This window comes from Candidatus Colwellia aromaticivorans, assembly GCF_003333305.1.
GTDB lineage: Bacteria > Pseudomonadota > Gammaproteobacteria > Enterobacterales > Alteromonadaceae > Colwellia > Colwellia aromaticivorans.
Genome location: NZ_QOLD01000094.1, coordinates 1 through 15604, shown reverse-complemented (window position 1 = coordinate 15604; position 15604 = coordinate 1). Strand labels below are relative to the sequence as shown.

The window sequence follows — 15604 nt, the reverse complement described above, 5'->3', positions numbered from 1 at the left end:
AATGGATTAATACCATTCGACTATCTCATGCATTGCCTAGAGCAATTGACCAACTCTGCACTTGATATCGAAACATTATTGCCCTGGAATGTAAAACTTAGCTAAGTGTTTTACCCAGACCTTCACCAATTAGTAAACCCGAATAATAATTAATAAAACACATAAAGAAACATTTAGTCTAGGAGAGAATATTATGAATAAAGCACCTTTAATGAAAATCACCGCCGCATTAGGTTTTTGTGCAGCACTATCAGCATCGGCTGTTGCTGACACTGTTTTACGTGTAGCCACTTGGTTGCCACCAGGGCATGCTATGAATGCAGAAATGTGGCCTACTTGGGGGAAATGGATTGAGGAAGCAACTGAAGGTAGAGTAAAACTCAAACTAGAATACGGCATGGGCCATCCAAAAAGTATGTATGATCTAGTGGAAGATGGTGTAGTTGATGCTAGCTTTAGTTATCACGGTTATGTTCCTGGTCGTTTTAAGTTACCACAAATTGCAGAGCAACCTGGCCTTGGTGTTAATGCTGAAGCTGCTTCTGTTGCCCTTTGGCGTGTACAAGATAAATACTTCAAAGAAGCAGGTGAATTTGAAGGTTTAACCTTAGCTGCCATATTTACTCATGGTCCTGGCTATGTTCATACCATAAAACCAATTACTAGCTTAGCTGAGTTAGAAGGTAAGAAAATTCGTATCGGTGGTGGTATTCAAAGTGACTTAGGCAAACGTCTTAAAATCACTCCAATCGCAGCGCCTGGTTCAAAAGTATATGAAATGTTACAACAAGGCGTAATTGATGGTGTATTCATGCCTATGGGCGAACAACAATCATTACGTTTATATGAAGTAGCGCCTAACGTATTAGCTGTACCCGGTGGTATGTACCTAGGTAGTTTCTCAATCTTCATTAACCCTGATTTTTTAGCTAATTTACCTAAAAAAGATCGTGATGCTATCATGAGTGTTTCGGGTGAAAAACTTTCAGCAATGGCTGGTAGAGCTTGGGATAATGCCGATGCTAAAGGTTTAACTTTCGCTAAAAACAAAGGTGTTACTATTACAAGTAATAAGCAATTAGGTAAAGAATTTAAGCAATACAGTAAAGGTTTAGATCACGAATGGGTAGAAAGCGTTAAAAGTAAGGGCGTTGATGCTAAAGGTGCATTGAAAGAATTACGTAAAATCGCTCGAAGCCAGGCTAAGTAAGGAGTTGTTCTATGTCATTTAGTGCTTGGTTATCAACGCACTACGAAGAAAAAGGGCTAGTCAAATGGCTAGCCTTTTTTCTAGAAGTAATTGCGGCCATAACCTTATTAATATTAATGTTACTCACGTGTACCGATGTGTTAGGTCGCTATTTATTTGATAACTCATTAGATGCAGCCTCAGAATTGACCGAGATATGCATTGCTGTTTTGGTCTTTGCTGAAATGCCAATAATTACTTGGCGCGGTGGTCACGTTGTTGTTGATATTTTAGATCGATTCATTGGCGATAAAGTTATAAAAGCATTGGGTTTATTATCCATTTTCGTTATGTCGAGCTCGCTTTATTATGTTGCTCATCGTATATTTTTTATTGGTGAACGTTCAATTCGACGGGGTGAAGAAAGTGAATACCTTGCGATTCCTATGGGTCATGTAGTGCAGTATATAGCTATTATGAGTTGGATTACGGCTGGCTCTGTTATCACTTATGGTATCTATATTTTACTATTCCCGAATACACCTACACAACACTCAGATACCGATTCATCTGTATCAAACTCAAAGGAGGCGAAATAATATGACAGTTGCACTGATTGGTTTTGCAATCTTGTTAGTACTTATTATTATAGTGCGCATTCCTATTGCTTTCTCTATGGGTATTGTTGGCTTTGGTGGCTTTGCTGTGTTGCAAGGGCTCTCACTCGACAATATCGCAGATTTTCGTTGGACCGCGCCTTTGTCCATGGCGTCAAAACGAATAATTGATACCGCACAAGAGTATAGTTTGTCGGTCATTCCTTTATTTATTTTAATGGGGAATTTAGTCACCAAATCTGGCCTATCTCAAGAATTATACCGTGCTTCTTATGCCTTCCTAGGTCATAAAAAGGGTGGTTTATCAATGGCTACTGTTGTTGCTTGTGGTGGTTTTTCTGCTATTTGTGGTTCAAGTTTAGCTACGTCAGCTACTATGGCTAAAGTGGCCATGCCGCCTATGCGTAAATATGGTTATGCTGATTCTTTAGCAACTGCTTCTATTGCTGCCGGTGGCACCTTAGGTATTTTGATCCCACCCAGTGTTATTTTAGTGCTATACGGATTAATGACTGAAACCAGTATTCGCGAATTATTTGCAGCTGGCTTTATTCCTGGCTTCATAGGTATTTTAATGTACCTTGGCGCAGTGAAATATACGGTATGGCGTGACCCATCAACCGGACCTTGTGGCGAGAAAATGTCATGGCCTGAACGTGTTGACGCATTGAAAGGTGTTTGGGGTGTACTGACGTTATTTACGGTAGTAATGGGCGGTATTTATTTAGGTGTATTTACTCCAACAGAAGCGGCAGGCGTTGGCGCTGGTGGTGCCTTTATCATCGCACTCGGTAGAAAGTCACTTACCATCAGAACATTGTTTGAAACACTGTCAGATACGGCTAGAACAACCACTATGTTGTTTACCGTACTGATTGGTGCCTTGATTTTTTCTGATTTCATTAACCGTGCTGGTTTACCAAGTGATTTGTTTACATTAGTCAGTGGGCTTGATGTTTCACCTATGGTTGTCATATTCGTTATTTTGGCAATATATATAGTATTAGGTATGGTTTTTGAAAGCTTATCTATGATGCTATTGACTGTACCTATTTTTTATCCTTTAGTGCAAAGCTTAGGATTTGATTTAGTCTGGTTTGGTATTGTTGTGGTAGTGGTTACCGAAATTAGTTTAATAACCCCGCCCGTTGGTATGAATGTATTTGTATTAAGTGCGGTGCTAAAAGACGTCAAAGCAAGCACTATTTTTAAAGGCGTTACACCATTTTGGTGTGCCGATATATTACGTTTATTATTAATCACGTTAGTTGCGCCTATCGCGCTAGCCTTACCTATTTGGCTCTATCGATAATAAAAATCCGAAGGTAACATTGGTTAACGATGTTACCTTTTTTTATTTTTAGCCTTGTGTATTAAAGACGACTTATTCGAAAGGAAAAGACATGACAACTAATACTAAAAGTAAAACAAAAATCAACAAAATTCTTTATGCCTCTGATATAGAAAAAGGCTCAAGACCTGCCTTTCGTGCAGCGATGAGCTTATGTGGCAAGTATGACTCTGAAATAACTTACTTACATATATTAGAGCCACTCTCAAGCTCGGCGCAAAATCTCATAAAAAATCTAGTAGATACCCAAGATGTTGAAGGTATTTATCAAAAAAGCTTGGTTAATTTAAAAACTAAAATTGAAGAACGTATTAGTCGTTTTTTCGAACAAGAAATTGAATTTCATGACAGCCTTGATGTCAGTAAAATTAAGTCACGCATTGAAGAAGGCGTTGCTTGGGAAACTATCATTAAAGTAGCGAATGATATTGATGCCGATGTGATTGTCATGGGTACCCGTACTCACTCAGCGATGGGACAATTTTTCTCTGGTTCAACAGCTAATAAAGTAATGTTAAATACTAAAAGGCCTTTGTTAATTATTCCATTAGGTAAATAGAGACTATTTATCTCCAAGCCATTTTAAGATGCAAATTTTAGAACGCCTGAGCGTATCTTTTTTAATGGCTGCTCCCTTAAAACAGATATAACGATGATCTTATTTTGTCCTATGTATAATTTCATCTGGGTACCTAATATAGACTTAAACAGTAAACAAACAGCAAACAGCAAACAGCAAACAGCAAACAGCAAACAAAATATTATAATAAGTTAGGAGAATTATGTAATGCAATTCCATTTAAATGGTTTTAAACCCGGTAACTATCAAATTCCAGATTCAGTTAGAGAACCTGACCCTATACCACCTATTGTAGATCTTCCAAAGGAAGTGGATGTATTAATTGTCGGTTGTGGCCCTGCAGGATTAGCGATGGCAAGGCAGCTATCGGAGTTCACTGACATTACAACGTGTATCGTTGATCTAGAAGAAGGTCCTTTGATTTTTGGACGCGCAGATGGCATATCTTGTCGCACAATTGAAATTATGGAAGGCTTTAACAGCAGTGAAATGATTGTGAAAGAATCTTACAAGCTAAACCAGAATACATTCTGGGAGCCTGATAACATAAAGCCTGAGAACATAAAACGTACCCACAAAATTGCTGACGCGAGAATTGGCCTGTCTGAATTTGCCCATGGAATTGTTAACCAGGCCCGACTTCATGAATTATTACTAGAAGGCATGAAGAACTCAGTAACGCATCTTGTTCCCCATTACAGCCGCCGGTTACTTGAATTAGATGTTGATCCTAACCTAACGCAAGATTTAAACGCACACCCTATTACTGCAAAATTTGAGTTAAATGATGACTCTCAATCACCCAAAACCGAAACTGTTCGAGCCAAGTACGTTGTCGGTTGTGATGGAGCAAGAAGTGCTGTTCGAAGAGGTCTATCAATACCTTTAGAAGGTGATTCAGCAAACAAAGCTTGGGGGGTCATGGATCTTTTGTTAGTAACAGACTTTCCTGATATTAGAGTTAAGAGCTTTATCCAATCAAAAGAACATGGTGCTGTAATGACTATTCCGCGAGAAGGCGGTTATTTGTGTCGGTTTTATGTAGAGCTCGCTCTATTGGGTGAAGATCAACGCGCGTCAGACCTTAACCTTAAAGTAGAAGATGTAATTGCAAAAGCACAGCAAATTATGCATCCTTATAAGTTAGACGTTAAGGAAGTTGCCTGGTGGTCAATCTATGAGGTTGGACAACGAGTAGCAGAGAGATTTGATGACACACCCGTTGATAATCCAGAAAACCTTATACCTCGTGCATTTGTTGCTGGTGATGCCTGCCATACGCATAGTCCTAAAGGAGGTTGGGGATTAAACACATCACTGCCAGACACCTTTAATCTGGGTTGGAAAGTTGCTGCTGTTTTACAAGGTAAATGTAAGCCAGAATTACTACAGACTTATTCCTCAGAGCGACGTAAAGTTGCATTTCAGTTAATAGAGGCAGATAGAGAATTATCAAAATTAGTGGCTACTCGTCCAACATCAGACAATGATGCACCTGAAGCTAAAACCAATACGGCTGATATTGAGAAATTCATGGCCAGACAAAATGGCTTTGTTGCTGGCACAGCTATCGAGTATTACCCGTCGTATATATCTACTGGTCAAGAGAATCAACATTTAGCCAGTGGATTTAACATTGGTCAACGATTCCATTCAGCCGAGGCTATTCGAGTAGCCGATGGTTACCGACAGCATTTAGGACATCTGAATAAAGCGGATGGCCGCTGGCGTATTTTCATTTTTGGTAATAAACAAAATCCTACAGAAGCCTCTTCTGATTCATATAAGCTTATAGAATTTATTGCAAACTCTGAGTCTTCACCCATACAAAAGTATACCCCTGAAGGCACGGATATAGACTCAGTATTTGATGTTTATGCCGTATTCCAACAACAAGACCTGTCAATTGAAGATATGCCTGACTTCCTATGGCCAACCAAAGGAAAATATGGACTGAGAGACTACGAAAAAGTATTCCATGCAGAAAAAGGTAACGACATATTTGAGCAACGTAATATAGATCGCGCTAACGGATGTATGGTCATCGTTCGACCAGACCAGCACATTGCCAATATATTACCTCTCAACGCATATGATGAATTATCTGCGTTTTTTGATGAGTTTATGATTTAATCCTAAGAAGCTAGTTTTTGTGGCACAGATTGAACAAGGACGTTCGACTGGTTATGCCCAGCTTTACGTAGGCTCTTTTTTATAAGAATAGCACTGCTAGTCGCGATACCGACTTCAGCGCTGACTGCTTCCATTTTTTCCCCACGCAGAATACCTTGGCAAACTTGGCGTTCACGTTCTGAGATAAACGTTAATGGACCTTTATTGTTTAACGATTGGTTTAGCCGGTAGTGCTGAGTAATACCAGTTTCATTAATTAGGTGATCTATTTTATACGTAGGGAAAACGGTCAAATACAAGGCGTTTATTTCAATAACTAGTTGTTCAGGACAATATGCTCCTGCATTGTCTAATAAGCTGCATCCATGCAGCATTAATTATTGAATAAATAACGAAGTAGTTGGTCGTTTTAACAAGTAGAAATGATCACATAGTTAGTGAGATTGGTATAATGATAGCGGCAAGTAAACTAGCCTCAGCAGGGTCGTCAAATAGTTGCTGATCAATAAAAGAACAACGGCCTTTGCTAAAATAAAGGTTGATGCAGTATTTTTCAAACTGATCGGCTGTTAAAATACTAGGGTCTGTTGATCTTTCGCGGTTAAACTTTCCAAAGAACTAAATTTGAAAAGTTGTTATGAGTATTTAATAACCGGCTGCTAATTCGCTTTTGTCATCAGTACAAAACTGATTAGCTAAATTACGCACTGACGTTGCCAATAGGCTAGCATCAACACCAACACCAACAAAGCTAGCGCCTTTAGCGGCATAACCTTCAGCTAATACTTTATCAACGGCTAACACCCCAGCGGCTTTACCCGCTTTAACAATGGTTTCAATACCCTTCTCTACTGCGGCAACCACTTCTGGATGCCCTGGATTACCGACGTAACCCATAGAAGCTGATAAATCAGATGGCCCAATAAACACACCGTGAACGCCATCAATTGCGACGATCTCTTCTAAATTATCAATGGCTTGTTTAGTTTCAGCTTGTACAATTAAGCAAATTTCATCATTCGCTTTTTGTAAATAACCTTCTACACCATTCCAATGGGCAGCGCGTGCCATCGACGTGCCTAAGCCACGAATACCTTGCGGTGGATAAAGCGAATCTTGCACTAATTGGCGCGCTTGATCTGCTGTATTAACCATAGGAATAAGTAAGGTTTGTGCGCCAATATCAAGTAACTGTTTGATAATGGCAGTCGTGCCTTCTGGCGGTCTAACAAGTGCAGGAACGTCATAAGGTGCTATTGCCTGTAAATGGCTTTGAATGCTACGTAAATCATAAGGGGCATGTTCAGCATCAATTAAAAGCCAGTCAAAGCCAGCGCCAGCACCAATTTCAGCACAAATGCTATCAGGTAGCCCCATCCATAAACCAAATTGCGTTTTAGTAGACGACAACGCCTTTTTAAATTTATTTTGTGGTAATTTCATGATTATATTTTCCTTAATAACAAGAGGCCTAAATGAAATGACAAGAAATAGTGCCTAACGGGCCATAATCGGCATTAACGGTATCACCCGCTTTTACTGCAACTGGCGCGGTAAAAGAGCCTGATAAGATAATTTGGCCCGGCTCTAAAGAAACACCATGAGGAGCAAAACGCTTAGCTACCCAGCAAATACCATTGGCAGGATGATTAAGCACTGCTGCAGCTAAGCCAGTTTCTTCAACAACACCATTAATATTTAAAATACCACCACACCAACGTAAATCCATTTCTAATGGCTTAATTGGTCGTCCGCCGATAATAATGGCAGCATTACCGGCATTGTCAGCAACCGTATCAAATACTTTTCGGGTGTAACCAGTTTCAGGATCTTTACGATGCGTTCTTGCGTCGATAATTTCTAACGTAGGCACAACATAGTCAGTCGCATTTAACACATCAAAAATGGTAACGTTTTCACCTTCAAGGCGATCTTTTAAAACAAACGCTAGCTCGACTTCAATGCGCGGATCACAAAACTTTGATACATCAATTTGAGCACCATCGTTATAAACCATGCTATCTAAAAGAACACCAAAATCAGGCTCTTCAATATTTAATGCTTTTTGCATTGCACGTGAGGTATAGCCAATTTTATAACCAACAACCTTTTGGCCTTGTGCTATTTTTTTATTCACCCAACTTTTTTGAATGGCATAGCCATCTTCTAACGTCATTTCTGGGTGCTTTATTGATAAGGGTAAACCCGGTTTACTATTAACTTCTGCTTCTAAGTGGTCTATTGCCGCTTGTTCAATAATTTGTTCACTGAGCATACTAAAATCCTTTAAAATACTTGTTATACCGATTAAAGTAATGAATTGATCATTCATTACTTTAATTAATATTATGTCTTCGCAAGGTAATCACGAAGGTTGTTTTGATTAAATTTATGAACTGGCAATTCTGATAGCTCAAATGAAATGGCTAAGCCTTGGCTTTCATAAATAGCAGCTAAGTGCTCAGTTAACACACTAAACAAAACTTTCGCAGCACTCGCTTTTTGTTCTTCAGTGCGACCTGAGCCAATGCGCACATGTAAATGCACAAACCCAAAGGTAGCCGTACCATCAGCGACTCTAAAATATTCGCACTTGTGTGCTCGACAGCGAATACCTGCCAACGGAAAAATACCCGTACCAACGGCTTCATCAATTAAACGTTTAAACAGAGCATCTAAATCTAGTGACTCGTTCGTTAAATTTCCTGAATGCTCTAGAATGAAATGTGGCATAAAAAAAACTCTCTTTTATTCAACGGGGAAAACAGCATTAATTTGGCCTGTACCTGAGCTACCAAAATAAGGCGTAACAACGTCAACCTTACCTTTGTATTCATCCCAACCTAACGCGCCAAGTAACATCGCAGTGTCATGCATAAAACCTTCTCCATGACATTTCAATGCATATTCAGGCAACATTTCAACGAACTCTTTCCATTCGCCTTGTTTCCACATTTCAACTACACGTTGATCAATATTTTCTAAAAACGGCGACCATACTTTATGTAGAAACTGATCTGCAACACCATTTTGAGCAAAGCGATGCGATAATGAACCTGAAGCAAAAATAGCTACCGTACCATCATATTCTTCTTCAATCGCTTTTTTTACTGCGGCACCAAGCTTAGCGCTTTCTTCTAAATCATGAACCTGACACATGGCAGAAATAGAAACCACTTTAAAGTGCTTGTCTTCATTCATATATCGCATAGGAACTAAAGTGCCGTATTCAATACCTAAGGTAGTATCTGAATGCGCTCGTACTGGAACGCCTGATTCATTGGCAACTTTGGCAATCAAATCACCTAATTCAACATTACCCTCATAGTTATAAGGCATGTTTTTAATGAAATGTGGCAATTCATTACTGGTATAAACGCCTTCAAAATGTGGCGCATTGTTAATATGATAGCCAGAGTTTACCAACCAGTGCGTATCAAATACTACTATGGTATCCACACCTAACTCACGACAACGTCGTGAAATTTCTTTATGTCCTTGAACTGCAGCTTCACGACAACCTTTATGTTCGCCATCAAGCTCTGATAAATACATAGATGGCACATGTGTTATTTTGGCGGCTAATGCAAGTTTACCCATAATTCAATTCTCCTAATAATTATAATTTACGATGCACCTAAAACTGGAACCTTATGGGTACCATGTGCAATACAAACATTTTTAGTTTCCATGTAAAAATCGAAACTCCAATCACCACCATCGCGACCAATACCTGACGACTTTACGCCACCAAAAGGGGAAGGTAAGTTACGGTTATTTTCTGAATTAACCCAAAGCATGCCTGATTCAACATGTTTGGCCATACGCATTGCACGGCCTGTATTTTCTGTCCAGATATAGCCAGATAAGCCATAGTCAGTATCATTAGCTATAGCAATAGCGTCTTCTTCTGCATCAAAGCCAATAGTCGTTAAAACAGGACCAAAAATTTCTTCTTGGGCAATACGCATAGTGCTATCAGCATCAGTAAATAAGGTTGGAGAAACATAACAACCATTACCAAGATCTGCACGATGAATACCACCAACTTTAGTGGTTGCACCGTCTTGCTGGGCAATAGTCATGTAACTCATCACTTTATCAAAATGCTCTTGGTGAGCTAGCGGTCCAACTTCAGTATTCGGATCTAGTGGGTGACCTACTTTTAAATTACGTACACGTTTTTCTAATGCAGCTAAGAACTTATCTTTAATACCATTTTGAATTAATAAGCGACTAGAAGAAGTACAACGTTGTCCGTTAAGGCTGTAGATCATAAACACAACAGCATCTAGTGCACGATCGAAATTAGCATCATCAAAAACAATGACAGGGTTCTTTCCACCTAATTCAAAATGAACACGTTTTAATGTATCTGCACCTTGACGCATGATACGGCGGCCTGTAGCAGAATCACCTACTAAAGCAACAGCTTTAATAGCCGGGTGTTCAGTTAAACGTTTACCAACTGTGGCACCTAAACCATTAACCGTATTCCAAACACCATCAGGAATACCGGCATCTTTTGCTATTTCAGCCATAAGCATGGCACTTAATGGTGTTTTTTCAGCGGGTTTATGAACAATAGTACAACCTGACGCTAAGGCTGGCGCTATTTTCCATGTTGCCAACATAAATGGTGTGTTCCAAGGGGTTATAATGCCAACTGGACCAATAGGTGAACGCACGGTAAAGTTAGTGTGATCGTCTTGATGAAGTGACAAACCATTCGCCGCTTCAGGCGCTTTATCTGCAAAAAATCTAAAGTTTGCTGCACCACGTATCGCTGCCTGTTTCATAAATCGGATAGGTTGACCACAATCCATTGATTCAACTAAAGCGATCTCATCAGCACGTTCAACTATTTTATCAGCAAAATGGTGTAATATTCTTTTGCGTTCAGCACCTGGCATATCACGCCAAGCGGGGAATGCATTTTTTGCTGCTTCACATGCTTTATCCATATCAATCTCAGTACCTTCTGAGATTTCACCAATAGAGGTATTATCCACTGGTGTTAAATTGGTGAAAGTCTTTTCATTTGTATAAAATTCACCACCAATGAATTGCCCTAAAGGTGCATCTTTAAATCGCGTTAAATATTGCTTTGCTCTACTAAGGTTTTGTTCGAATTCAGACATTGGTCGCTCCAAGTTATGTTATGGTTAATAGTGTTTGTTTCATGAGTAACTTCTCTAATTAAAAAAATAGAGCATTTGATTAACATGTTAACTATTATTAGTGATACATGTCAAGTATCAATCTAAATAATCCCTATAAACACCAAATTATATATAAACAAGATACCCTTTACATTGAGTTAATTTACTTAACGTGTTATATATATACTCAGAATATAATTTTAACGATTTAGGATACTATTGAATGAGATTTTTAACGTTTAATCATGCAGGAAAAGAATCATGGGGTGTTATCACCACTGAAGGAGTTATTGATTTAGGTAACTTACTGGGTGGTAGCTTATTGGAAGTATTACAAAACGACAAAATTGAAGCGATGAAAAAGCTCGCTGGTGGTCTAGAAATAGATTATAAAGCAGAAGATGTTGAATACTTACCACCAATCAGCAACCCTGGTAAAATTGCTTGTGTTGGCGTTAATTATGCAAACCGAAATGCTGAATATAAAGATGGCTCTGAAGCACCTAAGTTTCCTAGCTTATTCATTCGTACGCCCGATTCATTCACGGGCCATGACATGCCACTCATTCGACCGCCAGAATCTCATAAACTAGATTATGAAGGTGAAATAGTCATTATCATTGGCAAAGAAGGTCGTCGTATAGCAGAAGAAGATGCTTATGATCATATAGCTGGCTTAACGATTATGAACGAAGGCACCCTACGTGATTGGGTACGTCATGCTAAGTTTAACGTAACTCAAGGTAAAAACTTTATCCATTCTGGTTCGATTGGTCCTTGGATGGTAACAGCTGATGAGTTTACTTCTGAGCAATTTGAAAATTTGCGTGTAACAACCCGAGTTAACGGTGAAGTTAGACAAGACGATACAACTGCGAGTATGATGTTTCCTTTTAAATATATTATTAGCTACTTTTCTAAATTTTTCCACTTAAAACCAGGTGATGTTATCGCAACAGGAACACCTAATGGTGCAGGTGCTCGTTTTGAGCCACCACGTTATTTAGCCCCTGGTGATGTTGTTGAAATAGATGTTGAAGGTGTGGGTACCTTAGTTAATGGTGTTAAGGACGAAGTTTTATAGTTATGACAAAAACACTCCGTAGTTTCGAACGCTCGCTGCCTATGACCTTGTTACAAACAAGGGAAGCTGTGATGAAGAAATTTATTCCGTCACTTAAAGCATATGATTTAACATCACAACAGTGGCGAGTGATCCGAGCTTTGGAGCATGAAAGTAACCTTGACATGAGTACACTGGCGCTACGTTGCCATTTACTTATGCCAAGCCTTTCCCGAATTATTAATCATCTAGATAAAAGAAAACTAATCGAACGTCAGGCTGTTGATAGTGATCAGCGCCGTTCAATAATATTATTGACCGAACAGGGCCTAGCGTTATTTGAGAAAGTAGCGCCAAAATCTGTCGAAAGATATGTTGAGATAGAAGAAAAATATGGCGTAAGAAAGTTAGAGTTACTTTACGAGCTATTAGATGATCTTATTAAAACGTTGGAAGAAGAAGATTCATAAAACATTAATTGATTCTCCCTTATTAAATGTCAGGTAGTTACCTCAATGGAAAGTGCTCAGTCTACTCTTAACAGATTAAAACCGCACTTTAATAAAGCCTTCAGTGCTTATCAAAAATAGATTCTGTTATTGCAGAGTTTCTTAATTGCTAGTTTCAACTGTCATATATACCCGTTCCACTTGAAGATGCTCGTTTCAGCTGAATCATGCATCTTCGAATGGATCGGGTATAGCAAATAAATAGGTAAAGCATGATGAACATCATATTTTACCACAAAACCATAAATACAAATAAAATATTCACTTATACTTATTGAATGCTCTAAACATTTTATATTTACTTTTGCTTCAGTAAAATTTGATAGCGTTTGTTAAGTGCTCTTGTGGTATATGGAAGGTACAGGCATATTAATGTAATCTTATTTTAATGCGGTAAACATGTAAAATCATAAATTATTACATGCCTGTATGCTAGTCAGTCATTAGCGTTGCAAGCCACCCATGCAGATATATTTTATTTCCAGATAGTCGTCCAGCCCGTATTTTGATCCTTCTCTGCCCTGCCCTGATTCTTTAACACCGCCAAATGGAATGACTTCAGAGCTTATCGCTGTCTCATTAACACCAACCATACCATATTCAAGTGCTTCTGATACTCGCCAGCTTCGACCCATATGTTCAGTGTAAAAATAAGCTGCTAGACCAAATGGGGTATCATTAGCCATCGAGATCGCTTCTTTTTCAGTAGTAAATTTAAAAATAGGCGCAACAGGACCAAAAATTTCTTCTTGGAAAACTTGCATTTTATCGTTTACATTGGTTAGTACTGTCGGTTGATAAAAACACTCACCCAGTTCACTAAAATCCCCACCCGATGCAACAACGGCTCCCTCAGCTATTGCACTTTGAACCTTCGAATGAATATCAATGGCTGCTTTTTTCGTAATCACAGGTCCGTGGCTTGTAGTATCATCCAACCCGTTACCAATATTAAATTGATTTACTGCTGCGACAAATTTTTCGACAAAAGCATCGTATATTCCTTCTTGAACAATAATTCTATTCGCGCAAATACAGGTTTGACCGGAATTTCGGTATTTTGCTACCAGTGCGCCAGCTACCGCCAAATCGAGATCCGCATCATCAAAGACAATTACCGGTGCATTACCACCTAATTCCATTGAGGTACGTTTTACTGTATCAGCACATTGCTTCATCAAAAGCTTACCTACTTGCGTTGAGCCAGTAAAGGTAACTTTTTTAACAATTGGATTTAAGGTCATTTCAGAGCCAACCGTCGAAGCATCTCTTGTTGGCACAACACTAAATAGCCCTGGCGGTAAACCTGCCCTGCTTGCCAACTCAACTAGCGCTAACGCTGAAAGTGGAGTTTCTGCTGCAGGTTTTAATACCATGGCACAACCAACCGCAAGTGCAGGCGCCACTTTGCGCGTTATCATCGCATTTGGAAAATTCCAAGGTGTAATGGCTGCAACAACCCCTATGGGTTGTTTAATAGCAATACTGCGTCGATCACTCGCGGCAGGAATTATATCGCCATAGACGCGTTTTCCTTCTTCGGCAAACCACTTAATAAATGAAGCACCGTAAGCTATTTCACCACGAGACTCAAACAAAGGCTTGCCTTGTTCAGCAGTCATTAATAGCGCAAGATCTTCGACATTTTCGAGCACTAAGTTGTACCAGCGTTCTAAAATATCACAGCGAGTTTTCGCTGGAAGTGCTCGCCAACTTGTCATTGCCGTTTGCGCATCATTAATTGCGCGGCGAGTTTCATTTAATCCAACACTGGCTACCTGAGCGATAAGCTCCCCTGTAGCAGGGTTGTAAACTGGAAATGTTTCACCTTTATCACTATCAACCCACTGGCCGCTGATAAAAGCCTGAGTTTTAAAAAGACTGGGATCTTTAAGTTGTATTGTCATATATTCCTCTATTTTAATTAAGGTGATTAATCGTTTAAATGAAACTACAATATTATGTCTATTATCAGAATAACCGTATTTAGTACGCTTGCTTTTTCCGTCTTCACACTATTTTAGTACATCATAATATTTATATACTATAATACAATATAGTTAACATGTTAAGTGAATTATAAATAATAGTGATAAGTATTCTGAAAGGAAGGGTTCAAGCCAACTTACTTAACATACCAACCATCAAGTTGAAATAATCCAAACCACTAGGTTAATCGTTATAAAAGAAACGACCGTTGTTGGTAACAATACTGCTGAGCAAAGTCCACCATATTGATATCGTATACCAATAACGGCGAAAATACTGAACATTGGCATACAGGCGAGAAGAATGGCAACGTGCTGAAATAATAGCGGCATTGCTGGAAAAAAGATCAGAATTGCAAAAATACATAAGGGATGAATAATTAATTTACCCAATACAATACTACTTAAATCAGTAACCATACCTTTCGTTTTCAATCCAACCAACATACCACCAATAGCAAATAAAGAGACACCTGCAACCGTTAGTGCTAATACGTCTATTACTTTACTTGCTAGTTCCGGTGGTTGAATGCCAAAAGCGGTACTAGTAATACCCAAAACTATGGATAAAATAATAGGATTTTTAAGAAGTTGTGGTAATGATTTAGCAAAAGCAGTAAAAAAATGACTGTTTTTTTGTTGTCCTGTATCTGCCAATGCGAGTGCTAACGGTAAAATAAACAGGTTTTCAACAATCAGCGTTAATGTAAAAGGCACTAACGCTTCATCACCAAATAATTGTGTAACAATGGGAAAACCAACCATTAAACTATTAGACATACTAGCGCCCAAACCAAATAATGCACATTCGGTAAGCGTTTTATTGCGTAGACGAGCCATAATGAATAAAGTAGCAAAAGACAAAAGTGAGCCTAAGCCATAAACCCCCCTGTGTCAGGATTGTTGTCGCCTCAATTAATTTAGTAAATAAACAGGGAGCGGTAAGTTAACAACAGTGTACTATCAAAGGCATTCAAGCCAATTTAAAGAAGCAATATTAAATAAACTAAGT

Annotated in this window: 14 protein-coding genes and 1 pseudogene; 7 read left to right on the top strand and 8 right to left on the bottom strand. The window is 38.9% G+C overall.

From position 1 onward, the window contains the following. The first annotated feature begins 193 nt into the window (after positions 1-193). From DWA31_RS15275 to DWA31_RS15255, 5 genes are all read left to right on the top strand, one after another. Positions 194-1210 (top strand): TRAP transporter substrate-binding protein, encoded by a 1017-nt coding sequence (locus tag DWA31_RS15275; protein ID WP_210725616.1) that lies wholly within the window; start codon positions 194-196, stop codon positions 1208-1210. Between the two features lie 11 nt (positions 1211-1221). Next, a complete protein-coding gene (locus DWA31_RS15270; RefSeq protein ID WP_114327437.1) occupies positions 1222-1788 on the top strand; it encodes a TRAP transporter small permease in 567 nt (188 codons plus the stop codon). A 1-nt stretch (position 1789) separates the two neighbouring features. After that, on the top strand, positions 1790-3118 hold the full coding sequence (locus DWA31_RS15265; RefSeq protein WP_114327436.1) for a TRAP transporter large permease: 1329 nt from the start codon (positions 1790-1792) through the stop codon (positions 3116-3118). Between the two features lie 91 nt (positions 3119-3209). Beyond that, positions 3210-3716, top strand: a complete 507-nt coding sequence (locus DWA31_RS15260) for a universal stress protein (RefSeq protein WP_114327435.1) — start codon at positions 3210-3212, stop codon at positions 3714-3716. Between the two features lie 228 nt (positions 3717-3944). Then, positions 3945-5870 (top strand): FAD-dependent monooxygenase, encoded by a 1926-nt coding sequence (locus tag DWA31_RS15255; protein ID WP_114327434.1) that lies wholly within the window; start codon positions 3945-3947, stop codon positions 5868-5870. Positions 5871-5872: 2 nt separating this feature from the next. Here the strand turns inward: DWA31_RS15255 and DWA31_RS15250 are convergent, their stop codons facing one another. From DWA31_RS15250 to hpaE, 6 genes are all read right to left on the bottom strand, one after another. Then, the gene (locus DWA31_RS15250; protein ID WP_114327433.1) at positions 5873-6244 is read right to left on the bottom strand and encodes a hypothetical protein; all 372 of its coding nucleotides are present in this window, start codon (positions 6242-6244) and stop codon (positions 5873-5875) included. Positions 6245-6515: 271 nt separating this feature from the next. Beyond that, the gene (locus DWA31_RS15245) at positions 6516-7313 is read right to left on the bottom strand and encodes an aldolase/citrate lyase family protein (RefSeq protein ID WP_114327432.1); all 798 of its coding nucleotides are present in this window, start codon (positions 7311-7313) and stop codon (positions 6516-6518) included. Positions 7314-7341: 28 nt separating this feature from the next. Continuing rightward, on the bottom strand, positions 7342-8145 hold the full coding sequence (gene hpaH / locus DWA31_RS15240; RefSeq protein WP_114327431.1) for a 2-oxo-hept-4-ene-1,7-dioate hydratase: 804 nt from the start codon (positions 8143-8145) through the stop codon (positions 7342-7344). A gap of 71 nt (positions 8146-8216) precedes the next feature. Continuing rightward, positions 8217-8603 (bottom strand): 5-carboxymethyl-2-hydroxymuconate Delta-isomerase, encoded by a 387-nt coding sequence (locus DWA31_RS15235; protein WP_114327430.1) that lies wholly within the window; start codon positions 8601-8603, stop codon positions 8217-8219. A 15-nt stretch (positions 8604-8618) separates the two neighbouring features. Then, positions 8619-9470 carry a 3,4-dihydroxyphenylacetate 2,3-dioxygenase gene (hpaD, locus tag DWA31_RS15230; RefSeq protein WP_114327429.1) on the bottom strand — a complete coding sequence of 284 codons (852 nt, stop codon included), beginning with the start codon at positions 9468-9470 and terminating at the stop codon, positions 8619-8621. A 26-nt stretch (positions 9471-9496) separates the two neighbouring features. Then, positions 9497-11011, bottom strand: a complete 1515-nt coding sequence (hpaE, locus tag DWA31_RS15225) for a 5-carboxymethyl-2-hydroxymuconate semialdehyde dehydrogenase (RefSeq protein ID WP_114327428.1) — start codon at positions 11009-11011, stop codon at positions 9497-9499. 244 nt (positions 11012-11255) lie between these two features. Here hpaE and DWA31_RS15220 point away from each other — a divergent pair, with 244 nt between their 5' ends. Next, positions 11256-12116: a fumarylacetoacetate hydrolase family protein gene (locus DWA31_RS15220; protein ID WP_114327427.1), complete on the top strand. Its 861-nt coding sequence runs from the start codon at positions 11256-11258 to the stop codon at positions 12114-12116. Positions 12117-12118: 2 nt separating this feature from the next. After that, the gene (gene hpaR, locus DWA31_RS15215; protein ID WP_114327426.1) at positions 12119-12565 is read left to right on the top strand and encodes a homoprotocatechuate degradation operon regulator HpaR; all 447 of its coding nucleotides are present in this window, start codon (positions 12119-12121) and stop codon (positions 12563-12565) included. A 482-nt stretch (positions 12566-13047) separates the two neighbouring features. Here hpaR and DWA31_RS15210 read toward each other — a convergent pair whose 3' ends face one another. Beyond that, a complete protein-coding gene (locus DWA31_RS15210) occupies positions 13048-14505 on the bottom strand; it encodes an NAD-dependent succinate-semialdehyde dehydrogenase (RefSeq protein WP_281268638.1) in 1458 nt (485 codons plus the stop codon). A 243-nt stretch (positions 14506-14748) separates the two neighbouring features. After that, positions 14749-15462: pseudogene (locus DWA31_RS15205) on the bottom strand (AEC family transporter); the annotation flags it as partial. Positions 15463-15604: the final 142 nt, after the last annotated feature.

Bases quoted from the DNA above. Each gene is read 5' to 3' on its own strand.
- DWA31_RS15220 (WP_114327427.1), top strand. From the start codon at position 11,256: ATGAGATTTTTAACGTTTAATCATGCAGGAAAAGAATCATGGGGTGTT.
- DWA31_RS15260 (WP_114327435.1), top strand. From the start codon at position 3,210: ATGACAACTAATACTAAAAGTAAAACAAAAATCAACAAAATTCTTTAT.
- DWA31_RS15265 (WP_114327436.1), top strand. From the start codon at position 1,790: ATGACAGTTGCACTGATTGGTTTTGCAATCTTGTTAGTACTTATTATT.
- DWA31_RS15270 (WP_114327437.1), top strand. From the start codon at position 1,222: ATGTCATTTAGTGCTTGGTTATCAACGCACTACGAAGAAAAAGGGCTA.
- DWA31_RS15235 (WP_114327430.1), bottom strand. From the start codon at position 8,603: ATGCCACATTTCATTCTAGAGCATTCAGGAAATTTAACGAACGAGTCA.
- DWA31_RS15245 (WP_114327432.1), bottom strand. From the start codon at position 7,313: ATGAAATTACCACAAAATAAATTTAAAAAGGCGTTGTCGTCTACTAAA.
- hpaH (WP_114327431.1), bottom strand. From the start codon at position 8,145: ATGCTCAGTGAACAAATTATTGAACAAGCGGCAATAGACCACTTAGAA.
- hpaE (WP_114327428.1), bottom strand. From the start codon at position 11,011: ATGTCTGAATTCGAACAAAACCTTAGTAGAGCAAAGCAATATTTAACG.
- hpaD (WP_114327429.1), bottom strand. From the start codon at position 9,470: ATGGGTAAACTTGCATTAGCCGCCAAAATAACACATGTGCCATCTATG.
- DWA31_RS15255 (WP_114327434.1), top strand. From the start codon at position 3,945: ATGCAATTCCATTTAAATGGTTTTAAACCCGGTAACTATCAAATTCCA.
- hpaR (WP_114327426.1), top strand. From the start codon at position 12,119: ATGACAAAAACACTCCGTAGTTTCGAACGCTCGCTGCCTATGACCTTG.
- DWA31_RS15250 (WP_114327433.1), bottom strand. From the start codon at position 6,244: ATGCTGCATGGATGCAGCTTATTAGACAATGCAGGAGCATATTGTCCT.
- DWA31_RS15275 (WP_210725616.1), top strand. From the start codon at position 194: ATGAATAAAGCACCTTTAATGAAAATCACCGCCGCATTAGGTTTTTGT.